Raw genomic sequence first — 22,600 nt, forward strand, 5'->3', positions numbered from 1 at the left:
GAAACCGGCCGCCGCTCAGACCTGCCCTTCGAGCTGATCGGCCAGATAGCCGTCGAGGTCCGGGGCCGCGGCCTGGGCGAGGACATGCCGGACCCAGGCCTGCCGCTCGTGCCAGGCGACCGCCATCTCAAAGACGCAGCAGGCGGCGCCCGGCGGCCAGCCGCGGCGCAACGGCCCTTGGCCGCGCGGTGCGCCGTAGAGGCGATGCTGCACGATGTCCTGGTCGGACCACCAGTCGACCAGCACATAGTCGCCGGCCGCCCCCTCGTGAACCGTGAGCCAGCCGACGCCGTAGTGCGTAGGCCCCCGCCCGGCCGCCCCCCGCCCAGCAGTCGGCATCACGCGGCCGGCGATGCGCTTCGCCTCGGCCACGAGAGCGTCGCGCGGCCGAGACCCTTCGGCCGAGATGCCGTAGAGCTTCCAGCGCCAGCCGCGCACCTCGACGAGGCCGAGCGCGCTGACCGGCCGGGGCCGGAAGGGTTCGAATACAGCGGATCGGTCGGCAGGACCGTCCAGCGGGACATGGCGGGAGGGGCTCATCATGAGCCCCTGTCTAGGCCTTGGGCTTGCCCGGTACGAGCGCCAGTTTCCCAGCCGGATGTGGGGCCACTTTCGCGGCCCCGTCCGTCGTCAGGCCGTCTTGACGCCGGCGGCCGCGCGATGGGCGAACTTGAAGCCCATGGCGGCCAGCACGGCGAGGAGGCTCAAAACCCCCGCGATCGACAGCCACCAGCCGGCCGCGGCGCGGTTGCCCGTCTCGTTGATCAGCCAAGTGGCGATCAGCGGCGTCAGCCCACCGAAACAGGTCGCAAGGCTGTAGGCGAGCGAGAAGCCGGCGGTGCGGACCGCAACCGGCATGATCTCGGTCAGATAGACCACCATGGCGCCGTTGTACGCGGCGTAGACGAACGACAGCCACAGCTCGACCACCATGAGGTTGCCGAACGAGGGCGCGGCAATGAGCCAGCTCAGCGCCGGATAGGCCGAGATGATCGACATCACCGTGCAGAAGATCAGGATGGGCGTCCGCCCGATCCGATCGCTGAGCGCGCCGATCGTCGGCAGCCAGAACAGGTTCGAGACGGCGACGCAGAGCGTCACGGTGAGCGCGTCGAGCGCGCTCAGCTTCAGCACTTCCTTGCCGAAGGTCGGCGTGTAGGCGGTAATGAAATAGAACAGCACCGTCGTGGTCAGCACGAGCAGCATGCCGCAGATCACCAGGCCGAAATTCGCGAAGGTGCTGCGATAGATCTCCCCCAAGGTCGGGTGCCGCTTGCGGGAGGCGAACTCCTCCGTCTCCTTGAGCGAGGCGCGCAGCACGAAGATGAACGGCACGATCAGGCAGCCGACGAACAGCGGAATGCGCCAGCCCCACGACTTCATCAGGTCGGCTGGCAGGTAGTAGTTGAGCAGGATGCCGAGCAGGGCCGCAAGGATCACCGCGACCTGCTGGCTGCCCGACTGCCAGGCGACGTAGAAGCCCTTGTTGCCGGGCGTCGCAATCTCCGAGAGATAGACCGACACGCCGCCCAGCTCCACGCCGGCCGAAAAACCCTGCAGCAGGCGGCCGCACACGATGATGATCGGCGCCAGGATGCCGATCGTCTCGTAGCCTGGTGTCACCGCAAGCGACAGCGTGCCGAGCGACATCAGGCCCAGCGTCACGATGAGGCCCTTGCGGCGGCCAACATGGTCGATATAGGCACCGAGAATGATGGCGCCCAGCGGCCGCATCATGAAGCCGACGGCAAAGGTGGAGAACGCGGCCATCAGCTTGATGAAGTCGCTCCCGCCCGGGAAGAAGGTGTCGCCGATCTGCTTCGCCACATAGGCGAAGATGAAGAAGTCGTACATCTCCAGGAAGTTGCCGCTGGAGACGCGGAGGATGGCGAGGAACTTCTCTTTCCGGTCGACGGGTGCGGACATCGAATCTCTCTTCAATAAGCGTACGGTACCGGCACCGGACGGCACCGGGTGATCAAGGCGACGGCCGAGTGCGCTGCGCGCCGGACCGATATCGGCGGATGGCGTAATCCTCCCCGCGTCGGATCGACGGCTGGTCCCGTCTTTTCGCCACCGTAGCGTCTCGATCCTTCGAAAGCAAAATACCGCGCTCGGCTGGCGGCGCCAAACGATCGCTTGCGGCCTACCGATCGAACCGGCGTTGCCAGAGCTCCCGCGCAGCCGCGTCGGCGGTCGCGGGCTCCGCCCGCCCGGTCGCGATCAGGCCCAGCGCCATGGTGCCGACGATGGTCTCGACCGCGCCCGGCGGCGCCGTCTCGCCCTGCCAGACCGCGCGGAACGCGTCGAGCCCGAGCGGCAGGCTTTCCGCCGCCTGCCGGTCGATGAGCGCCGGCAGCGCGATCTCGACCGGCTCGGCGGCCCGGGCATGAAGCCGCGCCACCATCGGCTTCGCGGGATTGCGCTCGGCCTCGCCGCCGCCGCCCTTCATCACGAGCAGGCGCGGCCGATCGAGCCGGCGGGCCGCCGCGATATGCCGGTCGATGTAGGGCGGATGGAACACGCCGTCGATGCCGGCCCGGGCATCGAACGGATCGATGAGCCGGGCCAGCGTATTGATCGGCGAGCGCAGGCCGAACAGCGCGCGCAGGCCGAGCAGCCGGTCGAGCCCCGGCGAGAGAGCGGCGAGCGGCAGATAGGCGAAGCCGGATGCTGCAAGCTGGTCGAGCGCCATCGCCCGGTCGCGCGCCGCCGGATGGCCGATCGCCGCCAGCCCGTCCGCGACCGCGATGCCGGTCGAGAATTCGTTGGAGCCGTGCATGACGATGCGCACGCCGTGCGCGGCAAGCGCCACCGCGGCCAGCAGGAACCACGGTGCCTCGCGCGTCCGGCCGGCGCCGTAGGACGGCCAGTCGAGATCGACCGGCCCGGAACCGATCTGCCGCCCGGGCGGTGGCGCCGCACCGACCGCGCGCCGCGCCGCCTCGACCAGCCCGGCCAGCTCCTCGCCATCCTCGCCGCGATAGCGCAACAGCATGAGGAACGCGCCCGCCTGGTGCGGATCAACCGCACCCTCTTCCAGCATCAGGGACAGGGCATCCGCCGCCTCCGCGCGCGTCAACGGCCGCGACCGGCCCGGCCCGCGACCGAGCGCCTGAACATAGGCCGCAAAGCGCTGCTCGGTCGGAGTCGGCATGGGGGTTCCTTCTGGAAGAGCGGGCTGGAAGAGCGGGCGCTCAGAGTGTGGCGAAGCTGCCCGTCCGGGCAAGCCCCCGCCCTTGACAGGGCAATATGGACGAACACATAGGCACAATGCCCAAGCCGTCTGCCCGGGAAAAGATCGTCGCCGAAAAGATCATCGCCACCGAAACCAGCTGGAGAGTTCCATGACCGTCGAAGCCTCCACGCCGACCAAGCCGAGGAAGATCCCGGGACCAGATCATCCGATCACGATCGAGCGCAATCCCGCTCGGGTCACCGTCACCTTGGCCGGCCGGGTCGTCGCCGACACGACTGAAGCCCTGACCCTGCGCGAAGCCACCTATCCGGCGGTGCTCTACATCCCGCGCCGGGACGTCGACATGACGCTGCTGGAGCGTACCGACCACGCGACCTACTGCCCCTACAAGGGCGACTGCGCCTATTACAGCATCCCGCTCGGCGGCGATCGCTCAGTGACCGCGGTCTGGACCTATGAGCAGCCCTATCCTGCGGTCGCCGAGATCGCGGGCCATCTCGCCTTCTATCCGAACCGCGTCGACCGGATCGAGGAACGGCCGGCCGCCTGATTCCAGCGGCCTGACGGCGGTGGGTGCCCGGACCCGACGCCGTCGCCCCGTTTGTCACCAAGTGGCACCAGACAGGAACACTTCCCCGTGACGAATGGTTTATGGGAGATCGAACCTCACTATCTGTTGACGGGTCTGTTTGCCGGATCGCTCCGTCAAAGGCCCAGCCCGGGCCATGCGAGCCGAAGATAAATGCGAGGGGAGAACAACGGCATGTCCGCAGCACAGGCCGCAACCGCATCTGCCACGCCTGTCCCTACTCCGTCCGCTGATCCCTCGTCGCTAGCCGAGCGTTACAGGTTGGTCCGGGCGGCAACGGAAGCGCTCGCCGCCCCCCTGTCGGCCGAGGACCAGACGGTCCAGTCGATGCCGGACGCGAGCCCGACCAAGTGGCATCGCGCACACACGACCTGGTTCTTCGAAACCTTCGTGCTGCGCCCGCACGCCCCGGCCTACCGACCGTTCGACGAGCGGTTCTTCTATCTGTTCAATTCCTATTACGAGGCGATCGGCCCGCGCCATGACCGGCCGGCGCGCGGCCTCATCACCCGGCCGGGCATCGCGGAGATCGCGGCCTATCGCGCCCATGTCGATGAGGCCATGGCGGTCTTGCTCGACGACCCGTCGCCGGCCCTGGCGGCCCTGGTCGAGCTCGGCCTGCACCACGAGCAGCAGCATCAGGAGTTGCTGCTGACCGACATCAAGCACGCGTTCGGCGCCAACCCGTTCGCGCCGGTCTACGTGCCGCAGCCAGCACGAGACGCGGCCTCGGCTCCAAAACTCGGCTGGATCGATCTGCCGGTCGGCATTCGGCAGATCGGGCACGACGGCGAAGGGTTCGCCTTCGACAACGAAGGTCCGGCGCATCAGGTGCTGATCACCCGCGGCCGGATCGCCGACCGGCCGGTCAGCGTCGGCGAGTATCTCGAATTCATGGCGGACGACGGCTATACCACCGCCAGCCTGTGGCTGTCCGAAGGCTGGGCGACGGCGCAGGCCCAAGGCTGGCAGGCGCCCACTTATTGGGAGCGGCACGACGGCCGATGGCAGGTCCGCACGCTCCACGGGCTACTCGATCTCGAGCCGGCCGAGCCGGTGTGCCACGTGAGCTTCTTCGAGGCGGCGGCCTATGCCGTTTGGGCCGGCAAGCGTCTGCCGACCGAATTCGAGTGGGAGATTGCGGCCCGGTACCACGGTGGAGCAGCCGGTTGGATTGACCAAGTGCGTCCACATCCGCGGCCGCTCGTTGCTGGCTTCCACCAGGACGTCTGGGAATGGACCGGCAGCGCCTACCTGCCCTACCCCGGCTTCCGGCCGCCGGCCGGCGCCATCGGCGAATACAACGGCAAGTTCATGATCAACCAGATGGTGCTGCGCGGCCGCTCCTGCGCGACACCGCCCGGCCACGAACGCCTGACCTACCGCAACTTCTTTCCGACGTCGGCCCGCTGGCAGTTCAGCGGCTTCCGCCTCGCCGAGGATCTCTGACATGTCGAACGCGCTCGAGCGGCTCCACGACCTGGAGCCTTCCACCGAGGAATTCCGCGCCGCCGTGCACGCCGGCCTCGCCCAGCCGCAGAAAAGCCTGCCCTGCAAATTCTTCTATGATGCCGAAGGCTCGCGCCTGTTCGAGCAGATCTGCGAACTGCCGGAGTATTATCCGACCCGGACGGAGCTCGCCTTGCTTGAGGCCCATGCCGGCGAGATCGCCCGGCTGATCGGCCCGCGCGCGCGGCTCGTCGAGTTCGGCTCTGGCGCCGGCATCAAGATCCGCCTGCTGCTGCAGGCGCTCGATCGGCCGGCCGCCTATGTGCCGGTCGACATCTCGCGCGAGCATCTGCTGGCGGCCGCGGTCGATCTCGCCCGGGATTTCCCGACACTCCGGATCGCGCCGATCTGCGCCGACTATACCCAGCCCTTCGCCTTGCCGGCGTCGGCCGGCGTGCACCCGGAGACGACGGTCGGGTTCTTCCCCGGCTCGACCATCGGCAATTTCACGGCCCCGGAAGCGCGCGGCTTCCTCGCGCGCGCCCGCCGACTGCTCGGCCCCGGCTCGGCCATGGTCGTCGGCGTCGACCTGCGCAAGGACAGGAATATCCTGGTGCCGGCCTATGACGATGCGGCCGGCGTCACCGCCGCGTTCAACCTCAACCTGCTGGTCCGGATCAACCGCGAGCTCGACGGCGATTTCGCGCTCGATCAGTTCACCCACGAGGCGCGCTGGAACGACACGCTGGGCCGGATCGAGATGCATCTGGTAAGCCGCCGCGACCAGGAGGTCCGCATCGGCGCCGAGCGTTTCCGCTTCCGCGAGGGCGAGACGATCCACACGGAGAATTCCTATAAATACACGCTCGACCAGTTCCGGGCGATGGCGACGGACGCCGGCTATCGCCCTGAGGCCGTCTGGACCGACCCCAAAGGCTTGTTCTCGGTCCATATGCTGAGAGCCGATTGACGACACTCCTATTCCCGTCATGAGGATGACGGAATGGGACGATCAGATTGTATGCAGCCAGCCCGCGACCTCGCGGGCGAGCTCGGCGCTGTTGTCGTCCATCATCAGCATGTGCGAATTGCCGGCGACGCCGCGTTCCGCCAGGAACCAGGCGTCGCTGCGCACGCCGTGCCGGGTGAGATCGGCCGCGAAATTCCGATAGCGACCGGCGAGGTCGCGCCAGAGCGGTGTCGCATCCAGATGATCGCCCACGACCTGCAGCACCCGCCAGCGGACGGCATCGGCCGCCGCGGGGAAGCCTGAGGCTTCGAGCAGCACCAGCGCCGCAATCTGCTCGGGCGCCGTAAGCGCCGCCCGCTGTGCGATCTCGCCGCCCTGGCTATGGGCGACGAGCGCCACCGGCCGGCCGATCCGCGCCAGCACCGCGCCGAGCGCGGCCACCGCCGCATCGTCGGTCTGGCGCGGGAAGCGCGGCACCGAGCCGCGGATCATCTCGTCGAACGCGGCGGTCGGGAAGCGCTGCCGGGGGAACGGTCGGCGCGCCATGAAATCCGGTGCGGCACCGATCCGGAACAAGCTCCAGGCCTCCTCCGCGGAGCGCAGGATCGGCGGGCCGGGCCAGAGCTCGGGGAACGGGCACCAGCCGGCCCGGCCGCGCTCGACATTGTCGACGACATAGACCGGGTGGCCCATGGCCAGGAAATCCATGAGCCAACCGGGCCGGCCATCGGGCGTCGCTTCCCACATGGTGCCTGTGTAGCCGCCGCCGTGCAGCAGGACGACAGGCAGCGCGTGCCGCCGGTCGGCCGGCACGAACCATTGCACATAGGCCTGCTCGATATGGAACAGGCCGTTCGGATCCCAGTCGAAATCAACGGTCGGCGTGAACTGGATCCGCCGGACCGGCTGGCCCTCGATCCGCACCTGCCGGCCACCGGCATAGAAGCTGCCGAAGCCGGCAAGCGGTACGCCCATCGGTGCCGCTTCGGGAGTCGTCATCATCGTGCTCCGGCCATGTTGTTTCCGATCGCAGGGGCGAACGCAGCGGCAGTGTACCGGAGAACGCAGGCCAGACCTGGGGAATCCACCCTGGTCGCGCGCCTCGATATAGGGTACCTACCTATCCTAAAGAGGAGAGTGCCTTGAGCCACACCATTCGAGAGAAGCAGAAGCTCATCAACCGGGTCCGCCGCATCCGCGGCCAGGTCGAGGCGATCGAGCGCGCGCTTGAGAGCGAGCTCGGCTGCGAGAAGGTCATGCACATGATCGCGGGCTGCCGGGGTGCGGTGAACGGGCTGCTGGCCGAGGTGGTCGAGGACCATGTCCGCACCCATCTGGTCGACCGCGAGCGCGATCCGGACGCCTTGAAGGAGGACGCCGTCGAGCAGCTGGTCGAGGTCGTCCACAGCTATTTCAAGTGAAAGCCAGTTCCGAACGAGGGCAGAGCCATGAGTGACAGCACGATCCGTGTCGGGGACGCGGGCCACAACCATGTGTTCCTGGGCGCGGGGCACGAGAAGAACGAGCGTAAAACCTGGGCGGTCATCGCGCTCTGCTCAGCGATGATGTTGGTCGAGATCGTCGGCGGCAGCTTGTTCGGATCGCTGGCCGTCGTAGCGGACGGCCTGCACATGTCGACCCATGCCGCGGCCATGCTAATCGCCGCACTGGCCTACACCTACGCCCGCCGCCATGCGAGCGATCCGTCCTTTGCCTTCGGGACCGGGAAGCTCGGTGATCTGGCCGGGTTCTCCAGCGCCATCATCCTCGCAATGATCGCGCTATTGATCGGCTATGAGGCAGTCTCGCGCCTGATTCACCCCATCGCGATCGATGTCAACCAGGCGATCGCGATCGCCGCCGTGGGCCTGCTCGTCAACATCGCCAGCGCTTGGCTGTTGAGCGGCGGCGACCATGGTCACAGCCACGGTCATAGTCATGGGCATGCTCACGGCCAGCACGGCGACCACGAAGATGAGATTCGGCGGATCGACACGGGGCACGGCTTCCTGCTCCTCGAAGTGTTCGAAGACGGCGTGCCGCCGCGCTTTCGCGCTCGGTTTGAAGGCAGCCAGGGACCGATGCCCGTGCCAGGCGGCCAATCCCTGGCGATCGAAACCGTCCGGCCCGGCGGCGCGCGCCAGACCTTCACGTTCGCCAATCGGGGCGCCTACCTCGAATCCGTCGAAGAAATCCCCGAGCCGCACGAGTTCACGGCCCAGATTCGCCTCGCCCATAGCGGCCATGCCCATACCCACGAGGTCGCCTTCGAGGAGCACGGGCACGAGGCGGATGGCGGCGCGCATCGTGACAACAACATGCGGGCAGCCTTCGTCCATGTGGTCGCCGATGCGGCTGTGTCGGTGCTGGCGATCCTGGGCCTGCTGCTCGCGAAGTTCTTCGGCTGGACCTTCATGGACCCGGTCATGGGCATCGTGGGCATGCTGGTGATCGCGAACTGGTCCTTCGGCCTCGTCCGCGACACCGGCGGCGTGCTGCTGGACAAGACGGCGGACCGGCAGATGGCCGACCGGATCCGGCGCGAGATCGAAACTGATGGAGACCGAGTGACCGACCTGCACCTCTGGCGGCTCGGCCCCGGCCACCTGGGCGCCATCGTGTCGGTCACGACCAGCCGGCTGCGTGCCGCCGATTTCTACCGTGCGCGGCTCGCGCGTTTCGGCGCGCTCTCGCACTTGACCGTCGAGGTGCACGGACGGGCCGGCGGCTGAGCGCCGCCGGCCTCTTCGGGCATCAGGACTTCTTGACCAGCGGGCAGGTGCTCTCGCTCAAGGGGTGCGCCAGCTCCTCGCCCGGGATCTTCTTCACGATCTTGTAGAAGTCCCAGTCCTCCTTGGACTCGGCCGGTGTCTTCACCTGGGCCAGGTACATGTCGCGGATGACGCGGCCGTCGGCGCGGATATAGGCGCCATGGCTGAAGGCGCTCTCGATCTTGGTCTCGCGCATCTTCTTCATGACCGCGTCGGCGTCGTCCGAACCCAGCGCCTGGACCGCCTGCAGATAGTGGCGCACGGACTCATAGACGCCGATCTGCAGGAAGGTCGGTCGTCGGCCGTTGAACTTGGCGGCGAACTTGTCCGACCAGGCGCGCGTATCGGCGTTGAGGTTCCAATAGAACGGTGTCGTCAAATAGGTGCCCTGGGCCGCCTTGAGGCCGAGCGAATGCACGTCGGTCAGGAGCAGCAGCATGGCGGCCACCCGCTGGCCGCCCGCGGTGAGCCCGAACTCGGTCGCCTGCTTGATCGCCTCGATCGTGTCGCCGCCGGCATTGGCGAAGCCTACGACCTGGGCCTTCGAGGCCTGGGCCTGCAGCAGGAAGGACGAGAAGTCCGGTGTCGCGAGCGGATGGTTGGCCGAGCCCAACACCTTGCCGCCGTGCTGCTCGATGATCGAGGTCGCATCCGCCTGCAGCTGATGGCCGAAGGCATAGTCGGCGGTGATGAAGTACCAGGTCTTGCCGCCCTGCTCGACCACCGCCTCGCCCGTGCCCTTGGCGAGCGCATAGGTGTCGTAGGTCCACTGGATGCCATAGGGCGAGCAGTTCTGGTTCGACAGCGCCGTCGTGCCGGCCGAGGAGGTGATGAAGATCTTCTTCATCTCCTTGGCGACGCCCTGGACCGCGAGGCCGGCGCCGGAATTGGGCGTATCGACGATGAGGTCGACACCGTCCTTCTCGTACCATTGCCGCGCGATGGTCGACGCGATGTCGGCCTTGTTCTGATGGTCGGCAAAGATGATCTCGATCGGCTTGCCCGAGACCTGGTTGTTGAACTCCTCGGCCGCGAGCCGCGCTGCCACGACCGAGCCCTGCCCCGTCGCGTCCGAGACGACGCCCGACTGGTCGTTCAAGACGCCGATCTTGACGACGCCGTCCGAGATCTCGGCCGACGCGTGCTGCGCGTAAAGCGCCGTCGCCGCCAGCAAGGCCATCGTGAATTTCCGCATGTTCTTCCTCCCCAATATCGTTTCGTTCGCTTGGCGCCGCCCTCACCCCAACCCTCTCCCGCGTGCGGGAGAGGGAGGGACCCGCTAAGCGGGAGGGTGAGGGTCTATCCGCTGATCAGTTTCGCCGCGACCTCGCCCGCCGCCATGATGCGGTCCGGGTCGACGCCCGTCGCAATGCCGAGCCCGGCCAGCGCTTCCGCGGCGGTCTCGATCGAGAGATTGCCGCCGACGCCGGCGGTAAAGGGCGAGCCGCCCAGGCCCGCGAGCGTCGCATCGAGCCAGGCTGCCCCCGCCTGCACGGCGGCGAGCGCGTTCACCAGGCCGCGCCCGCGTGTGTCGTGGGTATGGCCGCCGAAGGCGACGTTCGGCCAGAGCCGGCGCGCCCGGTCGAACAGGTCCCAGACCCGGTCGGGCCGCGCGTGGCCGGTCGTATCCGCCATGCCGATCTCGGTGATGCCGAGCTCGACCAGCCGGCCGACCATGTCGAGCGTGCGGTCCGGCGCGATATCGCCCTCGAAGAAGCAATGGAACGCATTGGCGACGGCAGCGCTGAACCGGATGCTGGCCGTCCGTGCGTCGGCCGCCATGCGCGCGATCTCGTCCATCGACTGCTCGGGCGTGCGGTGCGCGTTCTTTTCGTTGTAGGTGCGGCTCGCGGAGACCACCGCCTCGACCTCGCCGACGCCGGCGGCCCGCGCCCGCTCGAGCCCGCGCGGGTTGGCGACGAGCACGGAGAGCCGCTCCGGCACGCCGGCGAGCGCCGCCCACAGCGCTTCGGCATCGGCCAGCGCCGGCACGCGCGCCGGATTGACGAAGGACGTCACCTGCAGCTCGGAGACGCCGGCCGCGACCAGCGCGCGATAGAGCGTCAGCTTCGCCTCGGTCGGCAGCACCGTCTCCAGGTTCTGCAGCCCGTCGCGCAGGGTCACGTCGCGTAGCCGCAGGGTCTTGGGGCCGGTTGTCCAGGGATTCGTCATCAGATGATCCCCCGCTGGTGCAGGTCGGCGAGTTCGGCGGCAGCGAGGCCGAGCCGCTCGCCCAGCACCCGGTCTGTGTCGGCGCCGAGGCCGGGTCCGGCCCAGGCGACGCGGCCCGGCGTCTCGCTCAAATGCGGCGCCACACCCTGCATGGCGAGTGTGCCGAAGTCCGATGTCTCGACCGCGATGACGGCTTCGCGCGCCCGGAAATGCGGGTCGGCGACGACGCCCGCCGCATCGTTGACCGGCCCGGCCGGCACGCCGTGGCCCTCGAGCAAGGTCATGAGATGGTCGAGCGAATGCTGCGCCGTCCAGGCGGCGATGCGCTCGTCGAGCTCGTGCTGATGCCGCCCGCGCGCGCCGTGGGTGGCATAGCGTTCGCTCTGCGCCAATTCCGGTTCGCCCATGGCCTCGGCGAGCCGCCGGAAGATGCCGTCGGCATTGGCGCCGATCAGGATCCAGGTGTCGTCCGCGGTCGGGTAGAGATTGGACGGCGCCACCCCCGGCAGGATCGAGCCGGTCCGGCCGCGCACGGCGCCGGTGCCGGAAAATTCGCTGACCACGCTTTCGAGCACGGCCAGCACGGATTCGGTGATGGCGACGTCGACAACTTGACCCTCGTGTGCTTTCGAAGCGTCGCGCGCGCGGAGCGCCAGCAGCACACCCATGGCGCCGAACGCGCCGGCAAGCGAATCGCCGATCGAGAGGCCCACCCGGGGCGGCGGCCGGTCCGGGAAGCCGGCCAAGCCCCGCATGCCGGCCATGGCTTCCGCGACCGAGCCGAAGCCGGCACGCTTGGCATAGGGCCCGGTCTGGCCGAAGCCCGAGACGCGCGTCACGATCAAGCCCGGATTGTCGGCCTTGAGCCGTTCCGGTCCCAGGCCCCATTCCTCGAGCGTGCCCGGCCGGAAATTCTCGACCAGCACGTCGGCATCGGCGATCAGCCGGCGGGCAAGCTCGCGCCCCTCCGGCTGGCGCAGGTCGACGGTGACGCTCTGCTTGTTGCGCGCGATGACCGGCCACCACAGCGACTTGCCATCTCGCTTGGCCACCCCCCACTGCCGCATCGCGTCGCCCGTGCCCGGCGGCTCCAGCTTCACCACGTCCGCGCCGAAGTCGGCGAGCAGCTGGCCGCAGAACGGCCCGGCGATGAACGAGCCCATCTCGATGACCTTGAGGCCCTTGAGCGGGCCGGCCGATTCCTCCCGAGACATCCCGGATTCTCCTGGGGTGACGCACCGAGCCCCGTTCACGACGCCTCGGTCAACCTAATTGGTATACCAATTCGGCATTCCGTTGCAAGCGCAAGAACAGCCCGGAGGCACTCAGGCTCGAACCGCAAATCCTCTGGCACGCAGCGCGCGGCGCTCGTCGCCGATCGAGCGCATCATCCGTTCCCGGCCCTTGCGCACATGCTGGGCGGTGAGGGCCGCCGCCCCATCGGCATCGCGCGCCTTGACCCGGTCGAGGATGCCGTGATGCTCGGCCCAGGCCGTCGCGCGGGCGCTCTCGCTCCAGATCTCGAGCCAGCGGGCGCGCGAGAGCCGTGTCATGATGTCCGTCACCGTGCGGATGAAGAACGGATTGCCCGAGAGGCGTGCGAGCGCCACGTGGAACTCGTTGCCGACCCGATGCCAGTCGTCGAGCTCCGCATCCGGGCCGCAGCTGTCGAGCATGGCGTCGATCGCCTCGATCTCCTCTGCCATGTCCTCGAGCGAGCGGGCGCAGGCGAGCCGGACCGAGGCGCTTTCGATCGCCTCGCGGAAGGCGAAGAGATGATCGAGCTCGCCGACGTCGATCGGCGCCACGGCATAGGACCGGCCGTCGCGGGTCACCAGCCCTTCGGTCTCGAGCCGGGCCAAGGCTGCGCGGATCGGCGTGCGCGAGCCGGCGAAGCGCGTCTCGAGCCAGCGCTCGCTCAGCTTCTCGCCCGGCATCAGCTCCAAGCTCAGGATCAGGTGCCGCATCTGGCGATAGGCCTGATCCATCTGGGAAGCCGGCTTGACGTCGCTCATGGGCTCGGGCCCGTCTCCTGGTGAGTGCCTTGGCTTCGTTCTAGCATGAACCGGGTTGGTATACCGCAGCAGCGATAAAACCTGACGCCCGGCGACAGGTATCGCGCCCTAGGATAAGGCGTCATCGCACGGAGCCACCATGTCCGCCATCCTCGAACTGCGCCGCTACCAACTGCACCCCGGTCGCCGGGACGATCTGATCCGGCTGTTCGATCGCGAGTTCGTCGAAAGCCAAGAGGCGTTGGGGGCCGAGATCCTCGGCCAGTTCCGCGACCTCGACGATCCGGACCAGTTCGTCTGGCTGCGCGGCTTCGCCGACATGCCGGCCCGCGCCGCGGCGCTAAACGCCTTCTACGGCGGCCCGGTATGGCAGGCCCATCGCGCCGCCGCGAATGCGACGATGCTCGACAGCTCCAACGCCCTGCTGCTCTGCCCGTTCTCGCCGGAATGCGGCTTTGCCGCGCCCGCGGCACCGCGGCCGCCGGTCGACGTCACCGCTGTGGACCTCACCGCTGTGCCGGCGTCGATCATCGTGGCGACCCTCTATCGCCTCAGCCGGCCGGCCGAAGCGGGCTTCACGGAATACTTCGCCCGGCGGATAGCCCCGACGCTGGCGGCCGCCGACATGTCGCCCATCGCTGCCTATCGGACGCTGGCGGTCGAGAACAACTTCCCGGCGCTCCCGGTCCGCACCGACGCACCCGTGTTCGTGACCTTCGCCCGCTTCGCCGATCTGGCCGCTTACGAGGCCGCCCGGGCAAGGCTCGAACCCATGGGCGCATGGGACGATTGGCTGGTCGAGCCGGCCATCACACTCCGATTGTCGCCGACCGCACGCTCACGCCTGCGCTGAGGCCGGTCCGTAGACGGCGGCCAGCTGCTCGACGGTCTCGATCATCCGGTCGCGCAGTGCCGGCGGCGCCAGCACCTCAGCCTCGGCGCCGAGCCGCAGCAGCTCCTGGACGGCGAGATCGATCGCCTCGATCGCGAGCGTCACCACCGCATGGCCGTCAGGCTCGCTCACCGTCTCGAGCGCGGTCAGGCCGAGACGCCGCAGCTGCACGAGGCCGCGGGGACTGAGCCGGACCCGCGCCGTGTCGCGCTGCAATTCGGCCTCGAAGCGGCGGGTCGACGCGGTCCAATATTCGGCGAGCGTGAAATCCGTCGGCCGGGCGAAACCCTCGTCCTGCACCGTGAGCTCAAGGATGTTGGACAGACGATAAGTGCGCAGATCACTGCCCACTCGACCGATCAGGTACCAGTCGCCCGCCTTCAAGACGAGGCCGAGCGGGTCCAGCACGCGCTCGACCGTGCCGCGCCAGCTTTCATAGCGGATCCTGAGCCGCCGCTCGCCCCACACCGCCTCGGCCACCGCCGGCAGATGGTCGGTCGGTGCGGCACTCCGGTACCAGCCGACCGGGTCGAGATGGAAGCGCGAGCTGACACGCCGGGCATCCGCCTGCCAGTCGGCCGGCAGCGCCGCGAGCAACTTCAATTGCGCCGCCGCCATGGCGTCGCCCAGGCCCAGCTGCGCCGCCGGTCCCGGCAGGCCGGCGAGGAACATCGCCTGGGCCTCGGCGGCGGTCAGGCCCGTGAGCCGCGTGCGCCAGCCATCGAGCAGTTGGAAGCCGCCGGCGCGGCCGCGCTCGGCATAGACCGGCACGCCGGCCGCACTCAGCTGGTCGATGTCACGGTAGAGCGTGCGGACGGAGACCTCGAGCTCGTCCGCCAGCGCCGGGGCGCTCATCCGCCCCCGGGTCTGCAGCAGCATCAGGATCGTCAGCAATCGGCTCGCCCGCATGGGGCGAGCCTAGCAGAGAATGCTGACAGGTGACGGCAGGTTTATTGGCCCCGTTCTCAGGCCCGGGGTTGCAACACCGTGCGGCCGACGACCCGGCCGTGATGCAGGTCGTCGAGCGCCTCTGACGCCTCGTCGAGCGGCCGGCGGGTGACCGGGATCGGCTTGATCCTGCCTTCGCGCACTATCCCGACCAGTTCCTTGAGCTCCGCCAGGTTGCCGACGTAGGAGCCGCGGATCGCGATGGCGCGCATCGGGATAGGCGGGATCGGCAGCGTGGTCTCGCCGCCGAACAGGCCGATCACGATGTGCTGGCCGCCCTTCGCCAGCGCGTCATAGCCGAGCCGCACCGTCGCCGGCGCGCCGACGCAGTCGATTACCGCCGAGGGCTGGCCGCCGACCGCAGCCTTGAGCTGATCGAGCGCATCCGCCGCCGAACCATCGATCGCCGCGATGGCGCCGGCCTCGAGTGCCGCCTTGCGCTTCGCCGGATCGATGTCGACCAGCACGGCCCGACCGCCCAGGGCCTGGATCAGCGTCGCCGCCATCAGGCCCAAGCCGCCGGCGCCGATCACCACGATCGGCTCGCGCGCCAGCACGTCGGCCGGGATCTTCTTGAGCGCGCTGTAGGTCGTGAGGCCGGAGCAGGCATAGGGGGCGAGCAGCGCCGGGTCGAGCCCGCCGATATCGACCAGGTAGCGCGCATGCGGTACCACGATCTCCTCGGCATAGCCGCCATGACGATGGACGCCGAGGAAGCGCGCGCTTGAGCAAAGATTCTCGTTGCCGGCCTTGCACACGGCGCACTCGCCGCAGCCGATCCAGGGATAGACGAGCCGCACCTCGCCGACCTTGACGCCGGTGGCGTCGGGGCCGAGCGCCACCACCTCGCCCACCGTCTCGTGCCCCATGGCTAGCGGCAGGCCGATGCCGCGATCCTTCAAGGACAGGCGCTTGCCCTGGCCCAGGTCGTAACCGCCCTCCCAAATGTGCAGGTCGCTGTGGCACACGCCGGCCGCCCGGACCTTGAGCAGCACTTCCGACCCCACGGGCGCGATCGCCGGATAGTCGTGGGCGGCCAAGGGCTTGCCGAACTCCTGAACCTCATAGCGCCGCATCGCGTTCCTCCTCTCATCTTTGCGTTGGCAAGCATCGAACGCCAGACCGCGACAGGAGGCAAGGGGGCATCGGCGACGGTGGTACGGCAAACCGGAAAGCGATTGCTCCCAGCCGGCCCGAGGCCTAGCGTCGCCCGGGACACGGACGCCGGAGGCAGCGATGGACGAGGACATCCGCTTGGAGGAGATCGTCGAGCTGGACGCCGCGGCGGCGCCCGAGATCAATAGCGAGCGGGCGCGCCAGCAGGCTGAGTTCCACGCCCGCGAAGTCCGCGAGCTCGGCGAACTGATCGCGGCCGCTCCGGCGGTGGATCACATCCATGACCCGCGCCAGGCCGAACGCCAGCGCCATCACGAATTGGAATTGCTGTGCCGGGAGCTGGCCGCCGCCTTCGATTGGCTCGCGGCGAAGGACCGGTCGTCGCGCGACCTGGACCTGGCAATGGCTCACCTGCGCGAAGGCTACGATACGGCGCCGGAGACGGTTCTGCTCCGCACCATCGCCGAGACGCACTATCCGCTGCTGACCCGGATCACGCTCACCCGCGGCAACGGTGTGGGACTGCTCGACGAGACGCGGCTCAGCCTGAAGCACGCCGCCCGTGGCCGGCCGCTCGCCGATGCCTTGAGCCTCGAACAGGCGGCGGCGCTGCTCGACGGCTGGCTTGCCGAGGCCGGCGCGATCACGCCGACCGTGCCGCTGCTGCCGATCCATCAGGCGCTCGAATGGCTCGTCCACCAGGCGAAGGCCCGGGCGGTGCCAGACCGCAGCCGGCCGCTCGAAGACGATCTGGAAGCGACGATCTATCTGGCGCGCGGCACGCTCGAGGCAAGCGGCCTCGCCTATCGCGGACCCGAGGAGCCGGCGCCATACTGAGCGGCCGAACCGCCCTTACCCTCCCGCCCCCGAGGGCGGAGAGGTGTAGACCAAAACCTACTTCTTCTTCAACGCCGCGAGCCGCATGGCTTCGGCGAGGGCACCACCGCCGACGGAGGGGGCGGCGGGCGGCTTGTAGGGCGCCGATGGCTGCGTCCGCGGCCGGTCCTGGCGGGGGACCGCCTGCTTCGCATCGGACCGTTTTGCATCCGGGCGTTTCGTGTCGGGCCGGGGCCCGCGCGGTGCCGTCTCATCGAGGCGCATCGAGAGCGCGATGCGCTTCCTCGCGACATCGACCTCGACGACCCGGACCTTGACGATATCGCCCGGCTTGGCGACGGCGCGCGGGTCTTTGACGAAGCCGTTCGCCATGGCCGAGATATGGACGAGCCCGTCCTGGTGCACGCCGATGTCGACGAAGGCGCCGAAGGCCGCCACGTTGGTCACGACCCCCTCGAGCTGCATGCCGGGCTTCAGGTCCTTCATCTCGTGCACGTCGTCGCGGAAGCTCGCGGTCTTGAACGCCGGGCGCGGGTCGCGGCCGGGCTTCTCGAGCTCGGCCAGGATGTCGGTCACGGTCGGCAGGCCGAAGTGATCGTCGATGAAATCCTCGGCTTTGAGGCCGCGCAGCACCGGCGCGTTGCCGATGAGGCTCTTGATGTCGGTCTTGGCGGATCCCAGGATCCGGCGCACGACCGGATAGGCCTCGGGATGCACGCCCGACGCGTCGAGCGGGTCGGCGCCGCCCTGGATGCGCAGGAAGCCCGCGGACTGCTCGAACGCCTTGGGCCCGAGCCGCGGCACGGCCTTCAGGTCGGCACGGCTCTCAAACCGGCCGTTCGCCTCACGATGGGCCACGATGTTCTGCGCCAGCCCCTCGCCGATGCCGGAGACGCGCGCGAGCAGCGGCGCGGACGCGGTGTTGACGTCGACGCCGACCGCGTTCACGCAGTCCTCGACCACGGCATCGAGCGACTTCGACAGCTTGAATTCGCTCAAGTCGTGCTGGTACTGGCCGACGCCGATCGACTTCGGATCGATCTTGACCAGCTCGGCCAGCGGGTCCTGCAGGCGCCGGGCGATCGAGACGGCGCCGCGCAGGGTCACGTCGAGCTCCGGCAGCTCGGCCGATGCGTAGGCCGAGGCCGAATAGACCGAGGCGCCGGCCTCGGACACGACGATCTTGGTGAGTTTCAGGTCCGGATGGCGCTCCATGAGCTCGGCCGCCAGCCGGTCGGTCTCCCGGGACGCCGTGCCGTTGCCGATGGCGACGAGTTCGACCTTGTGCTCGCGGGCGAGCTTCGCCAGCTGAGCGATCGCCTCGTCCCAGCGCCGCTGCGGCTCGTGCGGAAAGATCGCGCTGGTGGCCACAACCTTGCCGGTCGCATCCACGACCGCGACCTTGACGCCGGTGCGGAAGCCGGGATCGAGGCCGAGCGTCGGCCGCGTGCCGGCGGGGGCCGCCAGCAGCAGGTCGCGCAGGTTATGGGCGAAGACCCGGACCGCCTCCTCCTCCGCCGCCTGGAACAGGCGCGTGCGCAGGTCGATCTGCAGATGGATCAGGATCTTGGTGCGCCAGGCCCAGCGCGCCGTGTCGAGCAGCCAGCGGTCGCCCGGCCGGCCCTTGTCGGCAATGCCGAACTGATGCGCGATGCGCCGCTCGTAGAAACCGGGCTCGGTGGTTTTGACAGGCGCCTCTGCCGCGGGCTCGGGCAGGAATGCCAAGTCCAGCACCTCCTCCTTCTCGCCGCGGAACAGCGCCAGGATACGGTGCGACGGCAGCTTGCCGTAGCGCTCGGCATAGTCGAAGTAATCCTGGAACTTGGCGCCGGCCGCCTCCTTGCCCTCGCGCACCTTGGCCGCGAGCAGGCCGCGCGCCCAGACCTCCTCGCGCAAGCTGCCGATCAGCTCGGCATGCTCGGCGAAGCGCTCGACCAGGATCGCCTTGGCACCCTCGAGGGCGGCGTCGACGTCCGCCACCTCCTTCGAAGGATCGACGAAGGGCTCGGCCGCCGAGCGCGGCTCCTGCTCCGGCCGGGCGAGCAGCGCCTCGGCCAAGGGTTCGAGGCCCGCTTCGCGCGCGATCTGCGCCTTGGTCCGGCGCTTGGGCTTGTAGGGCAGATAGATGTCCTCGAGCCGAGCCTTGCTGTCGGCCGCCAGGATCTGGGCATGGAGCGCGTCGTCGAGCTTGCCCTGCTCGCGGATGCTGGCGACGATCGCCTCCCGCCGCTCCTCGAGCTCGCGCAGATAGGCCAGCCGCTCCTCGAGCGTGCGCAGCTGCGCGTCGTCGAGCGCACCCGTCGCCTCCTTGCGGTAGCGCGCGACGAACGGCACCGTGGCGCCGCCGTCGAGCAGCTCGACCGCCGCGGTCACTTGCCGTTCCTGGACGCCGAGTTCCTCGGCAATGCGGAGAGAGATGGGCTTCATGACGTCTTTCTGCCGAACGCGAACTTGGGCCCGCCGGCACACCAGGCCGAAGGCGAGCATTGAGGGCGGGCTTTGTAGCGGCCGGGCGGGGCCGCGGTCAAAGGGACGTTTTGCGGCGCGGGCGCCTGCGGTTCCCGGTATAGTGCCGCCGACATCGCTCGTCGAGGATACGCATTGGGGGGTGCGCGTCATGAAAGCCTCGATCCTGCTGCCCGCCTTGGCTCTTGTCGCCGGCCCGGCGCGGGCGGAACTCATCTCCTGCCCGGACCAGCTCGCGGTCGAGGAGCGGGTAGTGCAAATGCCCGACGGTTGGCAGAGCTTCCAGAATCAGGCCGAGCATCCGCTCGCGGGTGTCAGCCTTTTCGAGGGCCTGCCGTCGGAACAGGCGACGCTGGTCCCCGACTCGAGCCGCAAGCAGGGCAAGCGCATTATCACCAGCCGGATCACCAGCTGGAACCTGCCCACGTCCCGGGAGGGCTATTGGCTCGCCTGCCTCTACGGCGGCACCGGCATGGTCGTCGCGCGGAAGCTGCCGGATGGCGTCAAATCCTGCCGGGTCGAGAGCGACGCCACGACCGATCCGCCCTCGCCCGTCCGGATCGAGTGCCGCTGATGAAACCGGCGCTATCGACAGGCCGCGCGACTTCGGGGCTTACTTTGCCGCTGCGGCTCGATTGCGTTGGGGCCAAGCAGCGTCAGGGCCAAGCAGCACTAGGGAATGCCGATGATCCTGGTATTCGGTTCGGTCAACATTGATCTCGTCGCCCGCGTGGCGGCGATTCCGCGGCCGGGTGAGACTGTGCTCGCCGGCGGGTACGAGACGCTCCACGGCGGCAAGGGCGCCAACCAGGCGGTCGCGGCCGCACGCGCCTCCCTGCCCGGCCGGGTAACCCTTGCAGCCCGCGTCGGCACGGATGGATTCGGCGCAGCAGCGCTCAAGAACCTCAAGGCGAACGGCGTCGACGTGGCACAGGTCGCGACCGGCCCGGAGCCGACCGGCTGCGCCTTCATCACCGTCGACGAGCGGGCCGAGAACGCGATTACGGTCGCGAGCGGCGCCAATGGCGCGCTCGACCGCTCCGCGGTGGCACCGGGCGCGCTCGATGCGCACACCACCGCCGTCTTGCAGATGGAGGTGCCGTTCGGCGAAAGCCTGGCCGTGGCGCGGCTGGTACGTGCCGCGGGCGGGCGCGTCATCTGGAATTTCGCGCCCGTGCCGGCGGGCTTCACGGCCGCCGCGCAAAACGACCTGTTGGCGGCGACCGACATCCTGGTCGTCAACGAGCACGAGGCGACGGCCGCAGCCGCCCTTCTGGGAGACGACGGCCTCGATTTCCGGGCGGCGGGCGAGCGGCTCGCCCGCGCCGGCGATCTCACCTGCATCGTCACGGCCGGCGCCGAGGGCGCCTTCGTCTTCCATGCTGACGGGCGGCGCGAGACGGCGGCGGCACCGCCGATCCGGCCCGTCGACACGACCGGTGCCGGCGACACGTTCGTCGGCATCCTGGCCAGCGGCCTCGACGAGGGACTGCCGCTCAGGGTGGCGCTGACGCGGGCCTGCCGCGGCGCCTCGCTCGCCTGCCTCGCCGCCGGCGCCCAGCCGGGCATGCCGACCCGCGCGGTGCTCGACGAATAGATCCCCGCCGTAGCGGACGTCAGCGCGGGTCCTCGTCCAGCTCGGGATAGTGGCGGAAGACGCAGGTCTCGTTGAACGGCATCCGCCGCTCGGACGCGAGGTAGCGGGCAATGTTCGGCCGTTCGCGCACCGTCTGGCACAAGGCCCGGAGCGCCGGGTAGCGCTCGGCAAACGGCGCCATTGCGCGAGGGAAGGCGTAGTGCAGCCCCTCGATCAGCTGGAACAGCGAGAGATCGAGGGTCGTGATCCGGTCGCCGACGATCTGCCCCGCGCCATGAGGATTGCGCTTCAGGACGCGCTCGAAATAACCCAGGAACTTCGGGATGCGGTTGCGGATGAAGGCGGAAGCCCTGACCTTGGCTGCCTCCTTCTGGTCCTCGTAATAGAGGTCGGTCGAGAGCGGGTGATGGGTGTCGTGCACCTCGGCCACCATGTCGGTGATGGTGAGCTGCAGCCCGTGGGCGACGAAGCGCTGGCCCTCGTCCGCCGGCGCCAGGCCGAGCTTCGGCCCCAGATAGAGCAGGATATTGGCGACATGCGGGATGATCAGGTCGCCGTCCTTGAGGAACGGCGGCGCGAAGGGCGGCTGCAACTCGGTCCGGCTGCCCATGAGCGCCATCATCGCCGGCATGCCGCCCGCCTCGCGCGCCATGTCGATATAGGCCGCCCCGGCGTCTTCCAGCGCCAGCCGGACGAATTCGCCGCGGCCCGGCAGGCCGTCCCAGTAATAAAGCTCGTAGGGCATCAGGCAGCTCCTCGCTTGATCCGTCGGTCGACGGGTCTGCGTCAGCGACCGGTATAGGCCGGCCGGCGCCGCTCCCGCCATGCAGCGATACCCTCGCCCAGGTCATGGCTCGGCACCAGACGGGCGAATTGCTCGCTCTCGACGGCCAACGCCTCGCCGATGCTGAGGTTCAAGCCGCGCGTCACCGCGGCCAAGACGCCGGCGACGGCGAGCGGCGAATGCTGCAGGATGCGGCGCGCCAGATCGCGCGCGGCCGGCAGGACGTCATCGGGCGCCACGACCGCGTTGACGAGCCCCAGCTCCAGCGCCCGGGATGCCGGAAACGGCTCGCCGGTCAACAGCAGCTCGAGCGCGCGCTTGCGGCCGGCGAGCCGCGGCAGGCGCTGCGTCCCGCCGAAGGTCGGCGGCATGCCGAGCTTGATTTCCGGCTTGGCGAACTGCGCCGCAGCACTGGCAATGGCGAGCGGTGCCGCTTCGGTGATCTCGCAGCCGCCGCCGAAAGCGAGGCCGTTGACGGCGACGATGATCGGCTTCGCGAACGCTTCGATCCGCGCCGTCATCGCCTGGCCGCGCCGGACGAAATCGCGCACGGCCCGCTCGGCACCCTGCCGGATGCTGTCCTGGAACTCCGGAATGTCGGCACCGGCCGAAAAGGCCCGCTCTCCGGCGCCGGTCAGGATGACGGCACCCACTTCTGCGTCGACCTCGATCGCGTCGAGCAGCGCCATCAGCCGGTCGATCAGCCCATAGCTTAGCGCGTTGAGCTTCTCCGGTCGATTGAGCGTCAGAACGGCGATGCGCTCGTCCACATCGATCAGCACGGTCTCCGGCATT

22 protein-coding genes are annotated in these 22,600 nt (G+C 69.0%); 9 read left to right on the forward strand and 13 right to left on the reverse strand.

The features are described from left to right. Nucleotides 1–15: 15 nt before the first annotated feature. The 3 genes from IEY58_RS07305 to IEY58_RS07315 all read right to left on the reverse strand — a co-directional run bounded on the left by IEY58_RS07305 (nucleotide 16) and on the right by IEY58_RS07315 (nucleotide 3,157). Nucleotides 16–543 carry an isochorismatase gene (locus IEY58_RS07305; protein WP_189044084.1) on the reverse strand — a complete coding sequence of 176 codons (528 nt, stop codon included), beginning with the start codon at nucleotides 541–543 and terminating at the stop codon, nucleotides 16–18. A gap of 87 nt (nucleotides 544–630) precedes the next feature. After that, complete coding sequence (gene tcuC, locus IEY58_RS07310; RefSeq protein ID WP_189044086.1) at nucleotides 631–1,926, reverse strand: MFS transporter; 1,296 nt, start codon at nucleotides 1,924–1,926, stop codon at nucleotides 631–633. A gap of 220 nt (nucleotides 1,927–2,146) precedes the next feature. Beyond that, the gene (locus IEY58_RS07315) at nucleotides 2,147–3,157 is read right to left on the reverse strand and encodes a glycosyl transferase family protein (RefSeq protein ID WP_189044088.1); all 1,011 of its coding nucleotides are present in this window, start codon (nucleotides 3,155–3,157) and stop codon (nucleotides 2,147–2,149) included. Nucleotides 3,158–3,347: 190 nt separating this feature from the next. Between IEY58_RS07315 and IEY58_RS07320 the strand changes: the two genes are divergently transcribed. The 3 genes from IEY58_RS07320 to egtD all read left to right on the forward strand — a co-directional run bounded on the left by IEY58_RS07320 (nucleotide 3,348) and on the right by egtD (nucleotide 6,207). Continuing rightward, nucleotides 3,348–3,749, forward strand: coding sequence for a DUF427 domain-containing protein (locus tag IEY58_RS07320; protein WP_189044090.1), 402 nt, complete (start codon nucleotides 3,348–3,350; stop codon nucleotides 3,747–3,749). A gap of 300 nt (nucleotides 3,750–4,049) precedes the next feature. After that, nucleotides 4,050–5,237, forward strand: a complete 1,188-nt coding sequence (egtB, locus tag IEY58_RS07325; protein WP_229743555.1) for an ergothioneine biosynthesis protein EgtB — start codon at nucleotides 4,050–4,052, stop codon at nucleotides 5,235–5,237. A 1-nt stretch (nucleotide 5,238) separates the two neighbouring features. Beyond that, nucleotides 5,239–6,207 (forward strand): L-histidine N(alpha)-methyltransferase, encoded by a 969-nt coding sequence (egtD, locus tag IEY58_RS07330; RefSeq protein WP_189044094.1) that lies wholly within the window; start codon nucleotides 5,239–5,241, stop codon nucleotides 6,205–6,207. A gap of 42 nt (nucleotides 6,208–6,249) precedes the next feature. Here egtD and IEY58_RS07335 read toward each other — a convergent pair whose 3' ends face one another. Then, nucleotides 6,250–7,209, reverse strand: coding sequence for an alpha/beta fold hydrolase (locus IEY58_RS07335; protein ID WP_229743556.1), 960 nt, complete (start codon nucleotides 7,207–7,209; stop codon nucleotides 6,250–6,252). 140 nt (nucleotides 7,210–7,349) lie between these two features. On the opposite strand from IEY58_RS07335, the gene IEY58_RS07340 reads away from it, so the two are divergent. Both IEY58_RS07340 and dmeF read left to right on the forward strand, forming a co-directional pair. Beyond that, nucleotides 7,350–7,628 (forward strand): metal/formaldehyde-sensitive transcriptional repressor, encoded by a 279-nt coding sequence (locus tag IEY58_RS07340; protein WP_189044096.1) that lies wholly within the window; start codon nucleotides 7,350–7,352, stop codon nucleotides 7,626–7,628. 27 nt (nucleotides 7,629–7,655) lie between these two features. Then, nucleotides 7,656–8,939 carry a CDF family Co(II)/Ni(II) efflux transporter DmeF gene (gene dmeF / locus IEY58_RS07345; protein ID WP_189044104.1) on the forward strand — a complete coding sequence of 428 codons (1,284 nt, stop codon included), beginning with the start codon at nucleotides 7,656–7,658 and terminating at the stop codon, nucleotides 8,937–8,939. Between the two features lie 22 nt (nucleotides 8,940–8,961). Here the strand turns inward: dmeF and IEY58_RS07350 are convergent, their stop codons facing one another. The 4 genes from IEY58_RS07350 to IEY58_RS07365 form a co-directional block, all read right to left on the reverse strand. After that, entirely contained in the window at nucleotides 8,962–10,173 is a 1,212-nt protein-coding gene (locus IEY58_RS07350; protein ID WP_189044106.1) for an ABC transporter substrate-binding protein, read from the reverse strand. 104 nt (nucleotides 10,174–10,277) lie between these two features. Next, the gene (locus IEY58_RS07355; protein ID WP_189044108.1) at nucleotides 10,278–11,150 is read right to left on the reverse strand and encodes a beta/alpha barrel domain-containing protein; all 873 of its coding nucleotides are present in this window, start codon (nucleotides 11,148–11,150) and stop codon (nucleotides 10,278–10,280) included. After that, nucleotides 11,150–12,364 (reverse strand): CaiB/BaiF CoA transferase family protein, encoded by a 1,215-nt coding sequence (locus IEY58_RS07360; RefSeq protein WP_189044110.1) that lies wholly within the window; start codon nucleotides 12,362–12,364, stop codon nucleotides 11,150–11,152. The genes IEY58_RS07355 and IEY58_RS07360 overlap by 1 nt, the downstream gene beginning before the upstream one ends. Nucleotides 12,365–12,475: 111 nt before the next feature. Continuing rightward, the gene (locus IEY58_RS07365) at nucleotides 12,476–13,165 is read right to left on the reverse strand and encodes a GntR family transcriptional regulator (RefSeq protein WP_189044112.1); all 690 of its coding nucleotides are present in this window, start codon (nucleotides 13,163–13,165) and stop codon (nucleotides 12,476–12,478) included. A 139-nt stretch (nucleotides 13,166–13,304) separates the two neighbouring features. Here IEY58_RS07365 and IEY58_RS07370 point away from each other — a divergent pair, with 139 nt between their 5' ends. After that, the gene (locus IEY58_RS07370; RefSeq protein WP_189044114.1) at nucleotides 13,305–14,018 is read left to right on the forward strand and encodes an NIPSNAP family protein; all 714 of its coding nucleotides are present in this window, start codon (nucleotides 13,305–13,307) and stop codon (nucleotides 14,016–14,018) included. Here IEY58_RS07370 and IEY58_RS07375 read toward each other — a convergent pair. Both IEY58_RS07375 and IEY58_RS07380 read right to left on the reverse strand, forming a co-directional pair. Further along, on the reverse strand, nucleotides 14,004–14,966 hold the full coding sequence (locus tag IEY58_RS07375) for a helix-turn-helix transcriptional regulator (protein ID WP_189044115.1): 963 nt from the start codon (nucleotides 14,964–14,966) through the stop codon (nucleotides 14,004–14,006). The two genes, IEY58_RS07370 and IEY58_RS07375, sit on opposite strands and share 15 nt — an antisense overlap. A gap of 56 nt (nucleotides 14,967–15,022) precedes the next feature. After that, the gene (locus tag IEY58_RS07380) at nucleotides 15,023–16,081 is read right to left on the reverse strand and encodes an alcohol dehydrogenase (protein WP_189044116.1); all 1,059 of its coding nucleotides are present in this window, start codon (nucleotides 16,079–16,081) and stop codon (nucleotides 15,023–15,025) included. 160 nt (nucleotides 16,082–16,241) lie between these two features. Here IEY58_RS07380 and IEY58_RS07385 point away from each other — a divergent pair, with 160 nt between their 5' ends. Then, nucleotides 16,242–16,958 (forward strand): hypothetical protein, encoded by a 717-nt coding sequence (locus tag IEY58_RS07385; protein ID WP_189044118.1) that lies wholly within the window; start codon nucleotides 16,242–16,244, stop codon nucleotides 16,956–16,958. 57 nt (nucleotides 16,959–17,015) lie between these two features. Here IEY58_RS07385 and IEY58_RS07390 read toward each other — a convergent pair whose 3' ends face one another. Then, nucleotides 17,016–19,385: a Tex family protein gene (locus tag IEY58_RS07390; protein WP_189044120.1), complete on the reverse strand. Its 2,370-nt coding sequence runs from the start codon at nucleotides 19,383–19,385 to the stop codon at nucleotides 17,016–17,018. Nucleotides 19,386–19,575: 190 nt separating this feature from the next. Between IEY58_RS07390 and IEY58_RS07395 the strand changes: the two genes are divergently transcribed. Both IEY58_RS07395 and IEY58_RS07400 read left to right on the forward strand, forming a co-directional pair. Beyond that, the gene (locus IEY58_RS07395) at nucleotides 19,576–19,998 is read left to right on the forward strand and encodes an STY0301 family protein (protein ID WP_189044122.1); all 423 of its coding nucleotides are present in this window, start codon (nucleotides 19,576–19,578) and stop codon (nucleotides 19,996–19,998) included. Nucleotides 19,999–20,109: 111 nt separating this feature from the next. Beyond that, the gene (locus IEY58_RS07400) at nucleotides 20,110–21,021 is read left to right on the forward strand and encodes a ribokinase (RefSeq protein WP_189044123.1); all 912 of its coding nucleotides are present in this window, start codon (nucleotides 20,110–20,112) and stop codon (nucleotides 21,019–21,021) included. A gap of 19 nt (nucleotides 21,022–21,040) precedes the next feature. On the opposite strand, the gene IEY58_RS07405 is transcribed toward IEY58_RS07400, so the two are convergent. Both IEY58_RS07405 and IEY58_RS07410 read right to left on the reverse strand, forming a co-directional pair. Further along, nucleotides 21,041–21,766, reverse strand: coding sequence for a glutathione S-transferase (locus tag IEY58_RS07405; RefSeq protein ID WP_189044125.1), 726 nt, complete (start codon nucleotides 21,764–21,766; stop codon nucleotides 21,041–21,043). Between the two features lie 41 nt (nucleotides 21,767–21,807). Continuing rightward, nucleotides 21,808–22,599, reverse strand: coding sequence for a crotonase/enoyl-CoA hydratase family protein (locus IEY58_RS07410; protein WP_189044127.1), 792 nt, complete (start codon nucleotides 22,597–22,599; stop codon nucleotides 21,808–21,810). Nucleotide 22,600 lies beyond the last annotated feature (1 nt).

The sequence above is a fragment of the Aliidongia dinghuensis genome, assembly GCF_014643535.1.
In the GTDB taxonomy this organism is placed as follows: Bacteria; Pseudomonadota; Alphaproteobacteria; order ATCC43930; family CGMCC-115725; genus Aliidongia; species Aliidongia dinghuensis.